This window comes from Bradyrhizobium sp. NBAIM01, from assembly GCF_020194115.1.
Classification (GTDB): domain Bacteria; phylum Pseudomonadota; class Alphaproteobacteria; order Rhizobiales; family Xanthobacteraceae; genus Bradyrhizobium; species Bradyrhizobium yuanmingense.
Map to the genome: position 1 here is coordinate 654964 of NZ_JADYVU010000001.1, position 20390 is coordinate 675353.

Genomic DNA, 20390 nt, shown 5'->3' on the forward strand with positions numbered 1-20390 from the left:
CATCTCGCTCACAGGAGCGATTGGTCGAGTTCCAGGCGAGCGGTCAGCCATTTCAACTTCGAGCTGACCAATCGTAGCAGGCCGTCGGCTCTGCGCTCGAAGCGCACCTCAGCCAATCGTCCGATATCGCAGGAGCCGTTGCGGTCGGCCGACATCTCATTGGGCGGAAGCGATATCTCAATGGTAATGTTGCCCGGATCAGGCCGCGGCACCCGAGCCGCAAGCAGCCGATCATCGCCGTACGCGGCCGATCCGCGGACCTGCCGGATCTGGCCGCTCTTCCATTCGCGACTCCCAATCAGACGGACGGTAGCCGCATCTCCGGCCTTGATCTTCTCGAAATCGCGCTCGGGTAGTTCAACGACGATAAACCGGCGTTTGCAATCTGCGAAATCGAAGACCGACTGCCCTTCCGTGACCATCGAGCCGGGGCTGGCCGCGACCGACCAGACCACATGGGCTGCGGGCAAGGACAGATCGTAGTGATCGAGACGATCAAGTCGAGTGCGTTCCTCTGCAATTTCCGCGGCCAACTGCGCGGCACGTGAGCTGTTCTGCAACAGGTCTGTCTCGAGCTCCTGGCGGCGGAGGACAAGCCGCTCGCGCTGCTGCTGAGAATAGGGCACGTCGTTGGCATCGCCACGAAGATAAATGCCCTTGTCGGCCGCCCCCAATTCCGTCTTGAGGCGCCGCAGGCGTTCATCGGCCATCTGGCACCGCGTTGCGGTTGCCTCCTGCGAGGCCTGGGCCTCACCGGAGCGGATCTGCGAACTGATGCCGAGCTTCACGAGCCTCTCCATCCGGCCCGCGACATCGTTCCGCTGCCGCGCCTCAGCGAGACAACCGCCTTTTTCAACTTCCGTTTCACCTATCTCGTGGCGCAGACGCGCTACCATCCCCGAACGATAGTCCTCGCTTCGCTCGCGGAGCTTGCGATCGAGCTCGGCGATTTCCTCGAGTTGCCGGCGTGCGAGCTCGGCGCGTTTGGTGGACATGGCCAGCTGCTGATCAAGGTCCATGAGGTGCCGGCGATCCGGCGAACGCGCCTCGACCAGCGGCACCATCCGGGTGTGCTCGAAATATTCGCCCTTGCGTGGAAGATCTGACGAGAGCTGACCCGCCATCGGCGCAGTCACCCGCATGAGCTCGGCATTGACATAAGCGGAGGGCGCGATTCGGTAGGTCACATACGGCAACAGGGCCCATCCGCTGAGAGCGATGATCCCGAGCGCCAGGGACCGCCGAGCGATCCGGCTGCGAATGAAACGTTCGACATGCAGGCGAACCACGACTGGATCTCCAAATGGGCTTTGGTCGCTCCGCCTGCCCTTGCGAAGGCAAGCCTATCACCGCATGGCCCAGGTGTTGGCATGAAGCCTGCGCCTTGAGACAATGAGCAATCCGACAACAGCTGCTTGCCGAAATCAGGATTCGCCGCCGCAGCAGACTCCCCCTCGCAACCACGAGAAGCATATCTAGCTTTCACCACAGCAGGTTAAGACGTGTCAAAACCGGAGAACTACGGCTCGGGAATCGAGAACAAGATGCCGACCTATTCTGGCTTGAAGTCGGCGCGGCGCTTGTACTGATCGAATGGCGGCGCGGCTAACGCCCATTCCTAAGCAGCTCTTTCGCTTCCGCGAATTCGGGAAGACCATGCTCCGCCTCGAATTGAGCGACCACGGGCGCAAGCACTTCGGATAGCGTACGCGCTCGGCCATTTGTCTTGTACAGACGTGCAAGTTCAAGGGCGCTGCGCAGCTCAAAAGTCTTGGTCTGCTGATGTCGTGCGATGTCCAGCGCTCGCCTGAGGGCGTCTTCGGCACTGGATTCGTCCGAAGGATTATGGCGCGATAAGAGTTTACCGCGGACACGATGCAGCTCGGCATCAAGCCAATGCTGCCCGGATTGTCCCGTCCCGGCGATCAATTCGTCCAGGATTTCCAGCCCGGTCTCGACTTCGCCTACATCTGCAATCGCCAGGGCGACATGCATCCCCCAGAACGGCTCGCAGAGGTAGCAATCGTTCTCGTGCAGGAAGGTCCAGCCGTGACGCATGTCTGCCAGTCCGGCCATTCGATCGCCGGCACGCCACTTGGCAAGGCCGTTCAGGTAGGTGCCAGCGGCCACGTACAGCGGCATCGTGTGGTCGCGTGCGAGACCGAGCGCCACGATCGTCTCTGTCTGCTGCAACATGCCCCCGCATACTCCGTCGAAGACAGCGCGATGAACCAGCGCATTGGCCTGGGACAGCGCTCGTTTTTCTGCCGGAGTCCCCACCGCTTCCGCGGCGAGTTTGCGCGCACGAGCGATGTCGCCGAGCGGCCAGAGCACCAAGGCGAGAAATCGCATGATCACGAACGGGAGATCCAGCGCCGAAGCCCTGAAGGTCGCGGGATCCGGTTCGGCCCGATAGATCGCCAGCGCCCGCTCAAGATGCGTACGCGCGTTCAAATACTCGCCGGCGAACCAGCAGGTCACGCCCCCAGTCCAATGGGCCACGACGGCGGCCACCGGCGAGTCCGGCCGTCGCTCAGCGGCGCTCCTGATGGCATCCGCCAGCTCCCGCATCGGAGCAAGTTCGCCATGGGTCAGGCAGGCATTGAAGAGGCCGGAATGGACCGGCGCAAGTTCAACGGGATCATCGATACCGGCTGCGAATTGTCGCGCGCGCGTCCATGCGGCGACCGTTTCCGGAGCGCTGTGGCCGAGGCTGCCCCGCAAGGCACGGCCATATGCGATTTGAAGATGCAGCCTGCTCATCATCCGGTGGGGCTCGCCAGGCAATTGATCGGCGATCGCGATGGCCTTGCCGAGATGCGCGATCGCCTCGGAATAGGCCGAGCGTTTCAACGCCTGCTGGCCCGCCTTGCGCCACCATTCGAGGGCGATCTCGCTCAGCCCCGCCTCGGTGAAGTGGTGCGCGAGAACTTCCGGCTCGGTCTCGGCGACGATTGGAAACTTGTCGCGCAGGACATCGCCAATCCGTGTGTGAAGCACCTGCCGTTTGCTCTTGAGCAGGCTCTCGTAGGCCGCTTCTTGAACAAGGGCATGCTTGAAACTGTAATTTGCTTCGGGCGGTGTCCCACGACGCAGCAGCAGTTCGGCCTCTTCAAGTTGTCCCAGCGCCGCGCCCAGCGTCAGATCGTCGCGTCCCGCCACGGTTTTCAGCAGCGCGTACGAGAAGTCGCGGCCAATGGCGGCTCCTATCTGGGCCACCTCCTTGACCGGAGCGAGCCGATCGAGCCGCGCCATCAGCGAATCCTGCAGCGTCGCAGGGATAGCAAGCGGTGGCAGCGGATTATTCAGGCGGTAGCGCCCGGCATCCTCAACGAGCAGCCCGGACTCTAGCACCATCTTGGTCAATTCCTCGACGAATAGCGGAATGCCATCGGTCTTGTCGATGATCTGCTCCATCATCTCGCGTGGCAGCTGGCGACCGACGACAATCTGCTCGACGAGCGCGCGCGTGTCCTGCCGATCGAGCCGATCGAGCCGCAACAGACTGACGTTGGCAAGGCCCGACCAGGAGGGCTCGAACTCCGGCCGGGACGTCAAGAGCACGAGTATCGGCAGTCCCCTGATCCGATCGACCGCGAGATCGAACAGTTCAAGTGTCGTGGCATCGGCCCAATGCATATCCTCGCAGATGATCAGCAGCGGCTGGCCTCGCGCCAGTCCCTCAAGTTGATCGAGAAGGGCAGCAAATGTCTGCCGCCGCTGCTGCGCCGGGCTCAAGCCGAGGGGCGGGCAATGGTCGCCGGTGGGAATCGAAAGCAGAGCCGCAATGAGCGGTGTTGCCCGGGCGGCCTGCTGGGTTCCTATTGCGAGCATTGCCTCGAGCTTGTCGAGTTTTTGGTCCGCCGTGTCGTGCGAGCGAATTCCGGCGGCGCGCTCGAGCTGCGCGACGAAGGGATGAAGCGCACTATTGGTGTGGTAAGGCGAACACTGATATCGCACGCGACGGTGCAACCCCAACGAGGGGCTTTCCGACAGCGTTGCCACAATACGGGACTTGCCGATGCCCGCTTCGCCGGAAATCAATACGAACTGGCCCCGCCCCTGCCATGCCTCCCGCTGGCGCGAGAGGATGAACTCGATCTCGTTCTTGCGGCCGACAAAACCGATCGAGCGCGCGGCACGAACTGCCTCGAAGCGACTCTCGGATGCAGTCGCGCCTTCCACCGCCCAGACCGCGATGGGGTCTGCCATTCCCTTGACCTCCCGACGGCCGAGATTGCGCAGGGAGAACAGATCGCCAAGCAGCCGGCGCGTCGATGAAGCAACGACGACGACCCCCGGCTCCGCCAGACTCTGGAGCCGGGCGGCGAGGTTTGGTGTGTCGCCGATGGTTGCGTGCTCCTCCGACGCATCTCCGCTGATGAGGTCGCCGACCACCACAAGTCCGGTCGCAATTGCGATCCGCAGTTCAGCTCGTTCGTCGGTCCCTGTCTTGAGCTGGCGTATCGCGGAGATCATGTCGAGGCCGGCGCGCACCGCGCGCTCGGCATCATCTTCGTGGGCGCGCGGATAGCCGAAATAGACGAGTATTCCGTCACCGACAAATCTGGCTATCCTGCCATCATAAGCAGCAACCACGCTCGCGCAGGCAGCGCGATAGACCCGGATCACCTCCCACATATCCTCGGGATCGAGACGCGCCGAGAGCGCAGTCGAGCCGACCAGATCGCAAAACATGACCGTGAGATGACGCCGCTCGGCGTCCTGAGGAGGAGCGGGAGATGCGATCAACGCGGCCGGATCGAGGTCAGCGATAGCACGCAGCATCTTGCGGCGATGGCCGAGCAGGACTCCGAGCTTATCGAAGTCCTCGTCCATCAGTTCGGGAAGGACGCCTATGTCGATCCCATTTTGGGCAAAGCGCTCCGCGTATTGCGCAAGCCCCAGCTTCTCGAGCCACTCCGCAATCTGCATTGGCTCCACCGATCGTGTGGTTAGCGGTTAGCAGAAATTTTGGACCACGGCGCGAGGGGACAATATACCAACACCACCATGATGGCACGCCTTGTTTGTCGCGCGATAAACTAGGTTTTCTCAATGCCGATATCGGTTTCAAGCGGTGACGCTGCTCGATGCGAACGGCTTTGCTACCAAACGTCGTTCGCACGCAGCATTGGACGGCAGAGGTTGCGAGGAGTCGTCGCGCTCGTTTTGAACCGGAACCGAACCAACACTGCGGCTTGTGCCGAGCGGATGTTTTCCGCGACCGGAGCTCCTTCATTGCTCGCTGACAGGCGCTTCGTAGTTGCGAGCCATCGTGCCCGCCGCAACCTGAAGCGAAGAACCGACCACCCAGCAGCCCGCAACAAAGCCGATCAGGCCGTTCGGCAGATTTTGATCAAGGACAAGGATGCTGACGGACAGAGTTGCGGCGATTGCCGCGCCGAACGTTCCGGCCGCACTCATGATCTCGACCGGCTCGGAACCGTTCCATTCCTCCGAGATGTTCGATGTCGCCCTCGGTGCGACATTGCCGGACAGATCAATTCCCACGTAATAGCCAAGAGCTCCGTAGGCCATCGTTATTAGGACGATCCAGCCGCTTTCAAACAGACCGGCTTTCTGACGTAACAGGGTTGCTCCAACATAGAGCCCGCCAGAGGCCCCGACGGAGGCCAGCCCGATTCTTTCAAGAAGATGGGCCGATTTGATCAGACTGGAACGGGCGATCCGAAGATTGCCGACGCGCCTTGTTGCAGAAAAGGCGCTGGAAATTGCGCTGCTTATCTTCATAGGAGCTCCTTCTGAGTAAGTAGCAGCCTACCGGCCGACCCCGAACAGAAGCTGCGTGAGTTGCGCGATGCCCTTTCATTCCAATTTCTGAAGAATCTTTGCTGAGTGATGGGACTGGTTTTGCTCGTGAGCGAGACGGAACCAATCCAAAGCTGCGAGCATGTGGCTGCGCAGGCATTGCATCTCACCCGTGTTTCAAATGATCCGGGTGCGGCAATTTTCGTTGCGAGAGTGGTAATTCAGAAAGAGAGCGAGCGCGTATGAAGCGGTTCACACACGGTCCTGCCTGTCGCTCTATTCGGTCACAATTTCCGAAGGACGCATCTCATTTCGCGATAACGGACGGCGAACATGCTGGATCTGCAACGCGCGGTTGGTCAGCGCGCTGCCCGCGTCTGGCCGAAATCAAAGATACGCGCATGGTTTCGTGAAGCTCGCAGCCTCAGCCCGACCACTCCTCGCCCCAGACCTGCACGACGTGGCCGGGCGACACTTCGCGATAGTGCCGCACCGGCGGCTGATAATCCGGCGCGCGGACCGGGCTTCTGATCTCGTCGTTGGAGGCTGGTCGCTGCGTGCCGCGGCGCGACGGATCGGGCACCGGCACGGCGGCCATCAGCTTCCTGGTGTAGGGATGCTGCGGATTGCCGAACACCGACGCGCGCGGGCCGATCTCGACGATCTCGCCGAGATACATCACGGCGACGCGGTGGCTCATGCGCTCGACCACGGCGATGTCGTGGGAAATGAAGAGATAGGCAAGGCCCATGCTGGCCTGGAGGTCGAGCATCAGGTTGACGACCTGCGCCTTGACCGAGACGTCGAGCGCGGAGACTGCTTCGTCCGCGACGATCAGTTTCGGGCCGAGTGCGAGCGCGCGCGCGATGCAGATGCGCTGGCGCTGGCCACCGGAGAATTCGTGCGGGAAACGCGCCGCCATGTCGGCGGAGAGGCCGACGCGGACGAGCAGGTCGGCGACCTTGTCGCGCGCCTGCGACGCCGTCGCGAGCCCGTTGGCGAGCAGTGGCGCAGCGATCGCCGTTCCCACCGACATGCGCGGATTGAGGCTCGCGAACGGATCCTGAAACACGATTTGCATGTGCTTGCGGACATCGCGCAAAGCCCGGCCGTTCATGGCCAGCACATCCTGGCCATCGATCAGGACCGTACCGCTGTCCGGCTGCGTCAGCTTCAGGATGGAGCGTCCGGTGGTCGACTTGCCGCAGCCGGATTCGCCGACCAGCGCCAGTGTCTCGCCGGCGCGCAAGGTGAAGGAGACGTTCTCGACCGCATGGACGCGGCCCGAGACCTTGCCGAACAGGCCCGAGCGGATCGGAAAGCGCGTCGTGAGGTTTGAGACTTCCAGCAGAGGCCGCTCGGCGGGCGAGACCGTATCGGGCGTCTCGGCCGGCTCGTCCGACGTGCCCGTCACCTTGTCGACGATCGGAAACCGCATCGGCCGCATCCGCCCGTCCATCGAGCCGAGCCGCGGCACGGCCGCGAGCAGCGCGCGCGTATAGGGATCCGCAGGCGCGGCGAAAATGCGCGCCGTGGCGTCCGTCTCCACCGCCTGCCCGCCATACATCACCACGGTGCGGTCCGCGATCTCGGCGACCACGCCCATGTCGTGGGTGATGAAGAGGATCGACATGCCCTCCTCCTGCTGAAGCTCCTTCAAGAGCTCGAGGATCTGGGCTTGGATGGTGACGTCGAGCGCGGTGGTCGGCTCGTCCGCGATCAGAAGCTTCGGCTTGCAGGCCAGCGCCATCGCGATCATCACGCGCTGGCGCATGCCGCCGGAGAAGCGATGCGGGTGCTCGTGGAAGCGCGACGCCGCCGCAGGGATGCGGACGCGATCGAGCAGGCGGATGGTCTCCGCCTCCGCTGTCGCGCGCGACAGGCCGCGATGCTGGATCAGCGCCTCCGCGATCTGGAAGCCGATGGTGAGCACCGGATTGAGGCTCGTCATCGGCTCCTGGAAGATCATGGCGACGTCATTGCCGCGGATATCCTTCATATCAGCCTCGGGCAGCGCGAGCAGATCGCGCCCCGCCAGCATGACGCGGCCCTCGACCCGGCCGATCTCGCTCGGAATGAGCCGCATGATCGACAGCGCGGTGACGCTCTTGCCCGAACCGGACTCGCCGACGATCGCGACGGTTTCGCGGGCTGCGATGTCGAACGAGACCTTGCGAACGACGGGAATCCATTGCCGCTCGAGCATGAAGGAGGTGGTGAGGCTGGAGACGGAGAGTACCGCTGCCTGTGCTTCGGCAACGGCCTGATCAGATCTTTTTGTGCCGATGCTCATGCGATTGCCCTAATAGCCCCGCCTGCGATCGACCAGACCCGGCAGCTCCTCGCCCCGACGATGCCGCGCGATCACGTCGAGCACGACATCGACGGCCGTATCGGGCGTGGTCATGCTGGCGTTGTGCGGCGTCAGCAGGATGCGCGGATGGCTCCAGAACGGGTGGCCTGCCGGCAGCGGCTCGGGATCGGTGACGTCGAGCACCGCACCTGATAGCGCGCCGCTGTCGAGGGCTGCGAGGAGATCGGCCTCGACGAGATGCGGGCCGCGTCCGACATTGACGAGCCCTGCCCCGCGCGGCAGGCGCGCGAACATCTCGGCATTGAGAATGCCGCGCGTTTGATCCGTCAGCGGCAGCAGGCAGACGAGAATGTCGGCCTGCGCCAGAAATTCTGGCAAGGCATCGGCCCCCGCGTAACAGGTGACGCCTTCGATCTCGCGCGGCGAACGATTCCACCCAAGAAGCGGAAAGCCGAACGTCTTGAGCCGTTCCAGCACGGCCTGGCCGAGCTGGCCGAGCCCCATCACGCCGACGTGCCGGCGCCTGGCCGGCGTGATCCGGATCTCGCGCCAGACCTGCTGCCTCTGCTGACTGACGAAATCGAGGAGATCACGGTGCAGGGCAAGCACGGCCATGGTGACGTATTCGACCATGGTCTCGGCAATGCCGGGCTCCAGCATGCGGACCAGCGGGATGTGCGCCGGGACTGTCGTGGTGTCGAACTGATCGACGCCCGCGCCCACCGAGAAGACCAGCTCGAGATTGGGAAAGGTCGTCGCGATGTCATCCGGCGGCACCCAGGCCACGAGATAGCGCACCGCGGCCGGATCGCCGATGTCGGGCCAGAGCCGGAACGGCACATCAGGCGCGCGCTCCGCGAAGAAGCGCGCCCACTCGGCGCCGCGCACCATATTGGCCTTGTAGAGAACCGTCATGCCGGCCTCAGAACGGGCTGACCGGCACGAGACGACGGCCGTCGATCATGCGCTTGTGGCTGTAGGCGGCGGGATCGACAAGCGGCGTCGCGCCCGTCACGAGGTCGGCCGCAAGCTTGCCAGCGGCGGGACCGATGCCGAAACCGTGGCCCGAGAAGCCGGTCGCGAGGTAGAATCCCGGCAGCGCATCGACCGGTGAGATCACCGGAATCGTATCGGGCGTGCAGTCGATGGTGCCGCCCCAGGCTTCGGCGATCTCGATGTCCTTCAATTCCGGATTCGACTTGATCAGCGCCGCCAGCGCCGCATTGACCAGCGACATGTCGGGCGCGGGATCGCGCACGCGCTCGGCCTCGAACGGCGATGGCTTGTCGAAACTCCAGCTGGTGCCGCGCATGAGCTGATCGAAGAACGACTTGCCGAACGAGAGCTTCAATCCGTTCTTGCGATGCTGATAGGTCGGCCAGAACGTGCGCGCGTAACGGAACAGGTCCGGCGACAGCTCGACCGTACCGCGGTTGCGCAGTGCCAGCGTGAAGCCGCCGTCGAGGCGGCGGCGGATGCAGTAGAAATCGGTGCCGAGCGCGCCGGAGGTGATCTCCGGCCCCGGCGTGGTCCGGCACGCCGTGGCGTTGACGAGGCCGATCGGCAGCTCGATACCGTGGCGGCGGCAGAACAGCGACGACCACGCGCCGCCCGCCAGAAGCACGGATTGCGTGCGGATGGTGCCCTTCTCGGTGACGACGGCGCTGACGCGCCCGCCTGTCGTCTCCAGCCCGCGCGCGGCGCAGCCCTGGTGGATGGTGACGCCGTGCTTGCGTGCGGCGGTGGCGAGCGCAGGGACGGCCATCGACGGCTCGGCGCGGCCATCGCTCGGCGTGTGCAGGCCGCCGACCCATGTGTCGGCGTTGCCGGGCATGCGCTCGGCGACCTCGGCCGGCGTCAGCACGGTGGAGTGAACCTGCATCTCGCGCGCGACCGCGGCCCAGCGCTCCCAGCTGGCGAGTTCGTCCTTGCTCTTGGTCAGGAACAACACCCCGGTTCGCCGGAAGCCGGCATCGACGCCGGCATCGTTCTGCATGTCCTCCCACAGAAGCAGCGCCTCGCGCGCGAGCGGGATCTCCTCGCGTGCGCGGCCTTGCTGGCGGCACCAGCCCCAATTGCGGCTCGACTGCTCGCCGCCGACATGGCCCTTCTCGACCAGCGCGACGGAGTGCCCCTTCTTCGCCAGATGATAGGCGGCCGAGACGCCGATGACGCCGCCGCCGATGACGACGACATCTACCTGCGCCGGCAGGCGTTCGTCGCTGTTGATGCGGTTGAGCGGCGGGGACATGGGGCACTCCTGGAGTTCAGTTCGAGCTCTTGCGCGTCAGAGGTCTTGCGCGTCACGGGATGTTCATTCGCGGATCGAGCGCATCGCGCAGGCCGTCACCGAGAAAGTTGAAGCTGGTCACCGCGAGCGTGATGGCGACGCCCGGCGCGATCGCGAGCCAGGGCGCGCTGGTGAGATAGATCTGCGCATTGTTGAGCATGTTGCCCCAGCTCGCCGCCGGCGGCTGGATGCCGTAGCCGAGATAGCTGACATAGGATTCGAGCAGGATCGCCTTGGCGACGTTGAGCGTCGCGGCAACCACGATCGGCGCGATCGCGTTGGGCACGAGCTCGCGGAACATGATGCGCAGGTTCGAGGAGCCGAACGCGAGCGCGGCCACCGCGAATTCCCGCTCGCGCAACGAGCGCACCTGGGCTTCGACGACGCGCGCGACCGCCATCCAGGCCGTGGCGGCGATCAATATGGTGGTGGTGACGAGACCGGGCTCGGTCAGCGCTGCGAGGGCCAGCAGCAGGAAGATGGTCGGAAAGCACAGCACGGCGTCGACCAGCCGCATCAGCACCGCGCCGACCGCGCCGCCGTAGAACCCGGCAAAGGCGCCGACGACGATCCCGACCGCCATCGCGATCACCATCGCGACGATGCCGATCGAGAGCGAGACCCGCCCGCCCATCATCAACCGTGCCAGCACGTCGCGGCCGAGCTCGTCGGTGCCGAGAATATGCGCGCCGGAGAGCGGCGGCGCGAACCGCTTCATGATGTCGATGTAGGTGTCGTCAAACGGCAGCAGGTAGGGGCCGAACGCCGAACCGAGCACGAGCACGAGGATGATCAAGGCGCCCGCGAGCGCCAACCGATGCCGGCGAAAGCGCCGCCACGCGGCCTGGCCGGGCGCGAGCTGAACGGTGGAGAGGGCTGCGGTCGCCATCGCTTCAGCCCACCCGGATGCGCGGATCGACGACGGCATAGAGGATGTCTGCCAGCAGCGAGCCGATCAGCACCATCGTCGCCGAGAACATCAGGATGCCCATCACCACGGGATAGTCGCGGTAACCAATCGAATCCAGGAACAGGCGGCCCATGCCCGGCCAGGTGAACACGGTCTCCGCCACCAGCGCACCGCCCAGCAGCGTCGGAAACTGCAGGCCGGCGACCGTGATCATCGGCAGCAGCGCGTTGCGAAGCGCGTGCACCGTGAGAATGCGCCATTCCGGCATGCCCTTGGCGCGTGCAGTGCGGATGTAGTCCTGGTTGATGACCTCGAGCATCGAGGAGCGCATGAAACGGCCCCACATCGCGGTCTCGACCAGCGCCAGCACCATGGCCGGCGCGATCAGATGATGCAGCAGGTCGAGGAAGGAGCCGTCGCCAATGGTATGCCGGTTGCCCGCCGGCAGCCAGCCGAGCTTGACCGAGAAGACGTAGATGGTGACGAGGCCGAACCAGAAGGTCGGGATCGACAGCGCGATCATGGCACCGACGGTGGCGAGCGTATCGAACAGCGAGTAGCGGCGTAGCGCGCCAAGGATGCCGATCCAGCAGCCGAGCAGCACCGCGATGATGGTCGCCGTCGCCATCAGCTCCAGCGTGGCGCCGAGATGCGAGGAGATCACCGACAGCACCGCCTCGCCGTCGCGATACGACTTGCCCCAATCACCCCGCACCATGCGGCCGAACCAGTCGAGATATTGGACCGGCAGCGGACGATCGAGGCCGAGCTGCCTGGTGACGCGGTCGAGATCCTCCTGCGTCATCTGGCTTGAGACGGCAAACTGCGACAGCGGCCCGCCGGGCGCCAGATGCAGGATGGCGAAGCCGATCCCCGAGACGATCACGAGCAGCATGATCGCCTGCGCCAGGCGATTGACGACGTAGCGGGCCATCTCAGGCGATCCGACCAGCCCGAGACATCAGGCCCAATACCATTCGCGCATGTTCCAGCTGTTGATCGACATGTTGATGTTGGGACGGAAGCCTTGCAGCCCCTCCTTGATGCCCTCGGCGATGAAGCCCTGGAACAGCGGCAGGATGGCGAGGTCGTTGCGGATCAGCTTTTGCAGCTCGCCATAGGTGGCCTTGCGTTGCGCCAGGTCGAATTGCTTGGCGCCTTCAGACAACAGCCGGTCGGCCTGCGCGCTTTGATATTGATAAGTGTTGAAGCCGCGGCCGCCCTTGGCGGGAATGGCGCCGGAGCCGAAGCGCGGCGTCACGTCGGGGTCGCTGCCTAGCATGAAGTTCACGCCGACGATCACTGAATTGAACTTCGATTGCTGCCAGAAGTCGCCCCAGATCACGGCCGCCGGCATGTTGCTGACGCGCATCGCCGCGCCAATGGCCCGCCAGTCCTGGATCAGGAGCTGCTGGCACTGTTCGCGCACGGCACTGCCCGCCGTCGTCGAGTTGGTGAATTCGAGCTTGACGCCGCCCTTCTCGCGAATGCCGCCGGAGCCGCGAACCCAGCCCGCGGCGTCGAGCAGCGCGTTGGCCTTGGCAGGATCGTATTTGTGCTGCGGCAGACCCTGCTGGAACGACCAGGCCTGCTGCGGCACGAAGCTCTCGGTCTGCGTCGGCAGACCGTAATAGAGCGCGTCGATGATCGCCTGCTTGTTGATGCCGAGATAGAGCGCCTCGCGCACGGCACGATCAGTGAAAGGGCCAAAATCCAGGTTCGGCGCGATATGCTCTACCGAGGAGGTCGAAGAGACGAAGATCTTGCGGCCCTTCAGCGTCTTTGCCTCCTGCACGAAGTTCGGCAGGATGCCTTGCAGGCCGGTGTAGTCGACCTGACCGGTGCGGAACTGGGTGTAGAGCACGGTGAGATCAGGGATGTATTTGAAGACCACGCGTTCGAGGTACGGCCCCTTGCCATGATAGCCGGTGTGGGCGTTCAGCTGGATATGGTCGCCGGGCACGCGCTCGCCCCAGCGAAACGGGCCGGTCCCGACAGGCGCATTGTGGAACGGTGAGGCATTCGGATCGGACACCTTCTCCAGGATGTGCTTGGGCACGATGAAGGTGAACGACGCCAGGATCGACATATAGGGCGAATAGGGCGCTTCCATTCGCCAGTGGATCTCGTCGGACGCCACGACGGTGATGTCCTTGACGAGGCTATGGCCGACCCGGCTGCGCGCACGGAATGCGGGATTGTTGATCAGCTCGATGGAGAATTTGACATCCTCCGCCGTGAACGGCGTGCCGTCGTGCCACTTCACGTTATTGCGCAGCTTGATCTTCCAGGTCAGGCCATCGGCGGAGAGGCCGCCATTCTCGATGGTCGGGACTTCGCGGGCGAGGTCGGGGACGAACTTGCCATCGGGCTCGATGTACCAGAGCGGCGAGAACACCTGCCACCAGATGCCCTGATCGACCTCGATGCCCGGCATCAAGGGATGAAAGACGGTCGGCTCTTGCGACAGCGCCGCAATCACTTGGCCACGCGGCTTGCCCGGCGGATTGGTGGGACGTTCGGTCTGCGCGGAAGCGTTCCCTGAAAGCGTCCAGCCTGCGGCCGCGCCCGCGCCGAGCTGGAAGAATTGACGGCGATTCGGAATGCCGAGATGTCCTGCCCCAACGCCGAACTTGCCGGTGTCGTCCGCCATGACCCACTCTCCGTTTCCGCACGCGGCACCGTCTCCCGCGCCCCCGAGACCCCGGCAAAGGGACAGGAGTGGGCTTTAGTGCTTCTAAATTTTTCTCCCAAAAGTTCATCACGACTAAATACAGCTGTCAATCGCATTGCTAGAATGCGCCAGCTTTTCACTCTGACTGAAGGCGCGGGGCTCGATCCCCGACGCTGAGATGATGCATGGGAGAGCGACATGGATGGTCGCGGCGACACGAACAGTCTGAAGGACGCTCCGACGACCGAGGCCGAAGATGCGGTCGACCAGCGCCTGGGTGAAACAGTGCGGCTGCTGCGTCAGCGCGCCGGCCTCTCGATCCAGGACGTCGCCAACAAGACCGGCCTGTCGACCGGCATGATCAGCCAGCTCGAACGTGCGCGCGCGATGCCGTCGATCCGCACGCTGCGCCTGCTCAGCATCGCGCTCGACGTTCCCATCTCCTATTTCTTCGAGAGCAGCGATCCTGCCGAAGCGCCGCGCTACACCGTGCGCAAGAACGCCAGGCGGCTGCTGCGGCTCACCGCCAGCGGCGTCGTCAAGGAAGCGCTGACGCCGGAAGGCAAAGGCCAGCTCGAGCTCTACGAGCTCACGCTCAACCCCGGCGCCTCCTCCGGCACCGACTTCCTGCAGCACACCGGCGAGAAGGCGGGCTACATTCTCTCGGGCAGCCTGCGGCTGTGGCTCGACAACAAGGCCCATGTGCTGGAAGCCGGCGACAGCTTTCGTTTTCCGAGCATCGTGCCGCACATGTTCGACAATCCGACCCAGCAGGTGGCGCGCGTGATCTGGGTGACGACGCTGCGCCAGACCGACTTGCCGGCGGGTTGAGTCCGGCATCAAGGTCTGGCGAGACGGATCTAGCTCATCCTTCGCCGCAGCGTGGCTGACGGCGTCTCGCCGAATTTCTCGCGGTAGGCGCCGGCCATGCGGCCGAGATGGGTGAAGCCGAGATCGAAGGCCATCTCGGTGATGGAGACATCGGGTGCGGCTTGCGCGAGGCGCGCATTGAGGCCGGCGAGGCGCATGTCGAGCAGCATCTGCGAGATCGACACGCCGAAGTGACGGCGGAAGCCGAGCTGCAGCGCGCGGATGCCGATGCCGGAGGCGCAGGCGAGCTGCGCGAGGTCGAGCGGCTCGCCGGCATGGTCGGCAAGGTGGTCGCGCGCGGCGCGAAGGGCACGCGGCAAACGCTCGGCCTGTCCTGAGAAAGTTTCAATCGCATCCGACAGGCCATGCCGCTGCCGGTTGAGCAGATGATCGAGCAGCGCTTCGCGCCAATCGGCCATTGCGGCCGGCGACAGCCGGCCTGATGGTCCGAGACGCTCGGCGAGTGTCATCAGCTCGGCGAGCCTCGTCTGCAGGGCCCGCCCCGAGGGCGCATCCAGCTCGATCACCGGATCGAACTCGACCACCCCGGTCGCCCTGCCCGACAAGGCCGCGGCGCGCTGCTCGACCATGCGGCGATCGAGCAGCAGGATCGCCTGCGCACAATCGCTCCACATCATCCGGGTCGGAATTGTCGGCGACAGCAGCGACGCGATCCGGTCCGGGGCCGCATCGAGCTCACGACGACCGGCACGAATGCGGGCGCTGCCAGCAAGCGGGACCTGCACCAGGAAGAAGCGCTCGAGGCAGCCCGGATCGATGCTGACCGCTCCACCATAGGCGACGTAGTTGATGGAGAAACCCTCGAACGCCGCGCAATTGTGCCGGGCCGAGAAGCCGGCCGCGCGCGCCTGTGTCGGCTTGAGATCATGCGGGCAGAAGATGCGCCCGATCTGCTCGGCCGCCTCGTCGACGTCATCAGTGGTGACGCGGGCGAAGGCCGCAAGCCGTTCGGCTGCAGAGGCTGTTGCGCTCATTTCCAGCTCGGCTGCGGACATCGTCGACCATGCTTCGCGCCCGGAATTCCTTTAAGCCTATAATAGTTCCGCGGGGGCGAAAAGGGCCGGAGCTCGCAAATTCGTCGTGCTGCATGGCAATAGGTTCATCCGGATTCGTTTAGCGGATAGACAGGCTGCCCGTCCTCGGCCGATGCTCCGTCCCCGCCGGAATCCATGAGGAGCAAGCCATGACTGCACTCGAAAAAGGCATCACCGCGAACGGCACAGGCTACGGCGGCAAGAGCTGGAACATCCTTGGCCAGGTCTATTTCCCCAAGGCCGTCACCGACTCCACTTTCGCGTTCGAGACCAACAGCGATCCCGGCCAGTTCGTGCCGGTGCATATCCATCCGACCCAGGACGAGTTCATCCTGGTGCAGGAAGGCACGCTCGATCTCAAGCTCGACGGTCAATGGGTCAAGGCCAATGCCGGCGACCTCGTGCGCATGCCACGCGGCATCCCGCACGGCTATTTCAACAAGTCCGACAAGCCGTGCCGCGCGCTGTTCTGGGTCTCACCGATGCAGAAGCTGGAGGCGCTGTTCAACCAGCTGCACAATCTGACCGACCCGGCCGAGGTCGTGCGCATCTCGGCGCTGCATGAGGTCGACTTCCTGCCGCCTGAGGCCAACGACTAGCCGTCGCCGCTTCCTCCGCTTGCATCTGCTTGCAGCCCCGGCCGGCCGCGCCTTGTGGCCGAACGCGGCCGCTTGCGCCAAACACATCGAGCAATCCCATGGTCAGCCCAAAACATGTCTGCGTGATCGGCGCCGGCGTCTCCGGCCTTGCCGCCGCGAAAGCATTCTCCACCCGAGGCCACCGCGTCACGATCGTCGAGCGCAGCTCAGATCTCGGCGGCGTCTGGGAGCCGGCGCGCTCCTACCCCGAGGTGCAGACCCAGAGCCCGAAGGAGCTCTACCGCTACATCGACCGCGCCATGCCGGATGCCTATCCGGAATGGCCGACCGGGCCGCAGGTCCACGCCTACCTCGCCGACTATGCCAAGAGTTTTGGCCTCGAGCGCATGCTGCGGCTCAACACCGAGGTCGCCGGCATGGCGCGCCGTGCTGACGGCAGGCCGGGATGGACGCTCGCGCTGAAGACCAGGGACGGTGCGACGACCAGCGAGGATTTCGATTTCGTCGCGGTCTGCACCGGGCAATTCAACGAGCCGCGCGAGCTGCACTGCCCCGGCGAGGACGCGTTCCTGGCGCAGGGCGGCCAGATCCTGCACTCGTCGACATACGGCGATCCCGCGCTGGCGAAAGGGCGCCGCGTCGTCGTGCTCGGCGGATCGAAATCGGCGACCGACATCGCGGTGAACGCGGTGAAGTCGGGCGCGCGCCAAGTCACGATCGTGATGCGCGAGCCGGTCTGGCGCATTCCCTATTTCATCGGCGGGCTCGTCAACTTCAAGCGCATCCTCTACATCCGCGCGCAGGAGGAGATGTTTCCCGGCTGGGGCGCGAGTGCGATGGCGCGGCTCGCCCAGCGCGTGGCCGCACCTCTCATCTGGGCGAACTGGCGCGGGCTGGAGAGCCTGTTGAAGGCCCAGCTGAAGCTGAAGCAATGCAGGATGGTGCCGAACGAGCGGATCGAAGACGGCGTCAATTGCTCGGTGCCGATCGCAACGCCCGGCTTCTATCCGATGGTCGCCGACGGCCGCATCAAGGCAGTGTTCGGCACCTTCGACCATTATGAAGGCGACAGCATCGTGATGAGCGGCGGCGAGCGCGTCGGCGCCGACGTCGCGGTGCTCGCGATCGGCTACAAGCTCGGCGTGCCGTTCCTGCCCGAGGCCTATCAAGCGAAATTGGTCGACGCCGACGGGCAATACCGGCTCTATCGCCTGATCGCCAACCCCGACCTGCCCGACATGGGCTTCGTCGGATTCAACTCGTCGTTCTGCACCGTGCTCTGTGCCGACCTCGCCGCCAACTGGCTGGTGCGCTATGCCGACGGCCAACTCGCCAACCAGCCGACGGCACAGGCGATGCGCGACAACATCGAGATGATGCTGCACTTCAAGCGCGTCGAACGGCCGGCCGCAGGCGTCTATGGCGGGCTGTGCGTCGCACCCTATCACTACCGCCATTTCGACGAGCTGATGGCCGATATCGGCGCGAAGAACCAGAAGACCGGCGGGCTCAAAGGACGCTTCCAACCTCCGGATGCGGATGCTTACGGCAAATTCCTCGCGACGGCGCCGGACTATCGGGCGGCGTGAGAGGAGAATTGCGGCAGCTCGCCTCCGGAGTCTACGATCTCGCTGGCCATCGAATCGACGGGAACCAGCCACAGGATCGGTCATGGGATCGAGACGACTTGCCGCCGCGGCGCTTGCGGCCGTTGCCTTCTTCGTGGCGGCGCCGGTCGATGCGCAGAAGGCACCGTCGCCGCAGCAATCGGCGGCGCTCGCCACTTACGAGCGCGCGCTCGGCGACTTCAAATCCGTGCTCGCCGAGCGGCGGCGCCAGATCGAGGCGAAGCAGCCGCTGCCGAACCTGCCGGGGCAGGCGCTGTATCTCGCACGCGTCGCCGTCATCAGCAGCTACAAGGACTTGACCGACGTCACGCCGTCGCGGATCGGCCGGCCCAACAAGTTCGAGATTCCCCCGGCCTATTTCGACGCCGACATCGAGCCGCTGGTCGAGGAATACGGCAGGCTGTTCGACATCATGGAGGCGCCGCCTGCCGGCGCGCAGAGCTCGCCGACGCCGTTCAAGGACGTCGTCGACCTCGCGGTTGCGATCGCGCGCGCCAAGGGGCTCGCGCCTGAACATGCCGAGACGGCGGGGCGCATCAGCCTCGGGCTCTTCTTTGCCGAGACCAACGGCAAGCAGAATGTCCGCAATGCGCGCTCCAACACCTATATGGGCAGCTTCCAGACCGGCCCCTCCGAGGACCGCAACGGCCGTCGGAAATGGGAGAAGATCAAGGCCGACGTCGCTGCGATCGATCCGCACCTGAGCGCGCGCAACGACAGGGAAGAGGCGCGCGCCCGTGGCACCGACCAGCGCTTCAACCATTGGACCAACGTCCGCAACGGGTTGATGAACGCGCACGCCGATCTGTTCCGCGAGATTCCGGGAATCGTCAAGACGCTGCCTGATACGATCGACCAGATGAAGCTTTTCCAGCTGATCCAGATCGTTCCTACCCCGACGCGGTCCGCGCTCAAATCGGGCGATCTCCTGAACTATCGGGTGTCGAGCCCCAGAATCATGAGGTACCTGCGCAACAACAGCATTTTTGCCTTCGGACAGGCCGACCGGGCAAAGACCTCGGCGAGCTACCGCGAGATCTTCGCCGCGATGTGGCTGTTCAACCGGAAGTTCGAGAAAGCGATAGCGAAATACGCCGAGATCAAGCCGCGCTGAGGGATCGTTGCAACCGCCGGTGGAGGTTGTAGTCTCGCGGCCTCATCGGCAACACTGGACTGTTTCATGCGCATTCTCATCCTCGGCGGCAGCCAGTTTCTTGGGCGCGCGATAGCAAGCCATGCTTGCGCGGTCGGTCACGACGTGACCTGCGCCGCGCGCGGACTCGCGGGGCCGATCGCTACGGGTGCGCGCTTCATGCAGATCGACCGCGACCTGGCCGACGGACTTGGGCCACTCACGGGTGAGACGTTCGACGCCGTGGTCGACGTCTCGCGTCATCCCGGCCAGGTCCGCCGTGCGGTCGCCGCGCTGAAGCGGCCGGGCGTGCATTGGACCTTCGTGTCCACCGTCAGTGTCTATGCGGACAACCGCGTGCCGGGCCAACGGGCCGACACGGCGCCGCTGCGCGAGCCCATTGGGGCAGATGTCGAGCACAGCACCGACGCGATCTACGGCGCCGCCAAGGTGGCCTGCGAGCAGGCCGTCGGCGATGATGCCTTCATCTGCCGCGCCGGACTGATCGCTGGTCCCGAGGACCCGACCGGACGGTTCGCCTACTGGCCGGCACGGCTTGCGCGCGGCGGCGAGGTGCTGGCGCCGGGATCGCCGGAGGATGCGGTCCAGTTCATCGACGTACGCGATCTCGCGCAATGGATCGTGCATGCGGCAGAGACCGATCTCACGGGCATCTATGATGGGATTGGGCCGATCCGCACGCGCGGCGGATTCCTGAGCGAATGCGCATCCGCGCTGAACGCGTCCTGCACCTTCACCTGGATCGATCGCGCCTTTCTGGAAGCGCATGACGTCAGGCGTTGGGCGGGCCCGCGGTCCTTACCGACGTGGCTGCCATTGCCTGATTACGCCGGCTTCCTGACGCGCGATACCTCGCCGGCACGCGCGGCCGGCCTGACCTCGCGACCGCCGGGAGACACCGCGCGCGATACGCTTGATTGGCTCAACGCCGTCAACGGGCCCGTCGTCGGTCTCACTGCCGAAGACGAGAAGGATGTGCTCGCGGCGTGGCATGCGCGCCAGCTCTAGGTGCGGACGGGCCAATCGTTCGCCGGTGAAAAGCGCCTTGTCGTGACAAATCTGTCAAAGGCCACACTGCCGTTTTCGGTGCAAGACCCGTGACCGCCATGGCTATGGTGTTCCACG

The 20390-nt window shown here is 64.6% G+C and carries 15 protein-coding genes; 5 read left to right on the plus strand and 10 right to left on the minus strand.

Annotation, left to right across the window (positions count from 1 at the left end):
* Nucleotides 1-8 precede the first annotated feature (8 nt).
* From I6F31_RS03060 to I6F31_RS03100, 9 genes are all read right to left on the minus strand, one after another.
* Entirely contained in the window at nucleotides 9-1289 is a 1281-nt protein-coding gene (locus tag I6F31_RS03060; RefSeq protein ID WP_225184665.1) for an HlyD family secretion protein, read from the minus strand.
* 316 nt (nucleotides 1290-1605) lie between these two features.
* Nucleotides 1606-4935, minus strand: a complete 3330-nt coding sequence (locus I6F31_RS03065) for an adenylate/guanylate cyclase domain-containing protein (protein ID WP_225184666.1) — start codon at nucleotides 4933-4935, stop codon at nucleotides 1606-1608.
* A gap of 303 nt (nucleotides 4936-5238) precedes the next feature.
* Entirely contained in the window at nucleotides 5239-5754 is a 516-nt protein-coding gene (locus I6F31_RS03070) for a hypothetical protein (protein ID WP_225134530.1), read from the minus strand.
* A gap of 442 nt (nucleotides 5755-6196) precedes the next feature.
* On the minus strand, nucleotides 6197-8065 hold the full coding sequence (locus I6F31_RS03075) for an ABC transporter ATP-binding protein (RefSeq protein ID WP_225184667.1): 1869 nt from the start codon (nucleotides 8063-8065) through the stop codon (nucleotides 6197-6199).
* Between the two features lie 9 nt (nucleotides 8066-8074).
* Nucleotides 8075-9001, minus strand: coding sequence for a glyoxylate/hydroxypyruvate reductase A (locus I6F31_RS03080; protein WP_225184668.1), 927 nt, complete (start codon nucleotides 8999-9001; stop codon nucleotides 8075-8077).
* A 7-nt stretch (nucleotides 9002-9008) separates the two neighbouring features.
* A complete protein-coding gene (locus I6F31_RS03085) occupies nucleotides 9009-10337 on the minus strand; it encodes an FAD-binding oxidoreductase (protein WP_225184669.1) in 1329 nt (442 codons plus the stop codon).
* A 52-nt stretch (nucleotides 10338-10389) separates the two neighbouring features.
* Complete coding sequence (locus I6F31_RS03090; RefSeq protein WP_036042168.1) at nucleotides 10390-11265, minus strand: ABC transporter permease; 876 nt, start codon at nucleotides 11263-11265, stop codon at nucleotides 10390-10392.
* Between the two features lie 4 nt (nucleotides 11266-11269).
* Nucleotides 11270-12220, minus strand: a complete 951-nt coding sequence (locus I6F31_RS03095) for an ABC transporter permease (RefSeq protein ID WP_036028549.1) — start codon at nucleotides 12218-12220, stop codon at nucleotides 11270-11272.
* A 27-nt stretch (nucleotides 12221-12247) separates the two neighbouring features.
* Complete coding sequence (locus I6F31_RS03100; RefSeq protein ID WP_225134525.1) at nucleotides 12248-13939, minus strand: peptide ABC transporter substrate-binding protein; 1692 nt, start codon at nucleotides 13937-13939, stop codon at nucleotides 12248-12250.
* 219 nt (nucleotides 13940-14158) lie between these two features.
* On the opposite strand from I6F31_RS03100, the gene I6F31_RS03105 reads away from it, so the two are divergent.
* Nucleotides 14159-14791 carry a cupin domain-containing protein gene (locus tag I6F31_RS03105; RefSeq protein ID WP_225184670.1) on the plus strand — a complete coding sequence of 211 codons (633 nt, stop codon included), beginning with the start codon at nucleotides 14159-14161 and terminating at the stop codon, nucleotides 14789-14791.
* A 29-nt stretch (nucleotides 14792-14820) separates the two neighbouring features.
* Here the strand turns inward: I6F31_RS03105 and I6F31_RS03110 are convergent, their stop codons facing one another.
* Entirely contained in the window at nucleotides 14821-15846 is a 1026-nt protein-coding gene (locus I6F31_RS03110; protein ID WP_109144736.1) for an AraC family transcriptional regulator, read from the minus strand.
* A gap of 188 nt (nucleotides 15847-16034) precedes the next feature.
* On the opposite strand from I6F31_RS03110, the gene I6F31_RS03115 reads away from it, so the two are divergent.
* From I6F31_RS03115 to I6F31_RS03130, 4 genes are all read left to right on the plus strand, one after another.
* Entirely contained in the window at nucleotides 16035-16484 is a 450-nt protein-coding gene (locus tag I6F31_RS03115; protein WP_036042217.1) for a cupin domain-containing protein, read from the plus strand.
* A 98-nt stretch (nucleotides 16485-16582) separates the two neighbouring features.
* Nucleotides 16583-18073 (plus strand): NAD(P)/FAD-dependent oxidoreductase, encoded by a 1491-nt coding sequence (locus I6F31_RS03120; protein ID WP_225184671.1) that lies wholly within the window; start codon nucleotides 16583-16585, stop codon nucleotides 18071-18073.
* Nucleotides 18074-18155: 82 nt separating this feature from the next.
* Complete coding sequence (locus I6F31_RS03125) at nucleotides 18156-19226, plus strand: hypothetical protein (RefSeq protein WP_225182714.1); 1071 nt, start codon at nucleotides 18156-18158, stop codon at nucleotides 19224-19226.
* A gap of 66 nt (nucleotides 19227-19292) precedes the next feature.
* On the plus strand, nucleotides 19293-20273 hold the full coding sequence (locus tag I6F31_RS03130) for an NAD-dependent epimerase/dehydratase family protein (RefSeq protein ID WP_225182715.1): 981 nt from the start codon (nucleotides 19293-19295) through the stop codon (nucleotides 20271-20273).
* The last annotated feature ends 117 nt before the right edge of the window (nucleotides 20274-20390 follow it).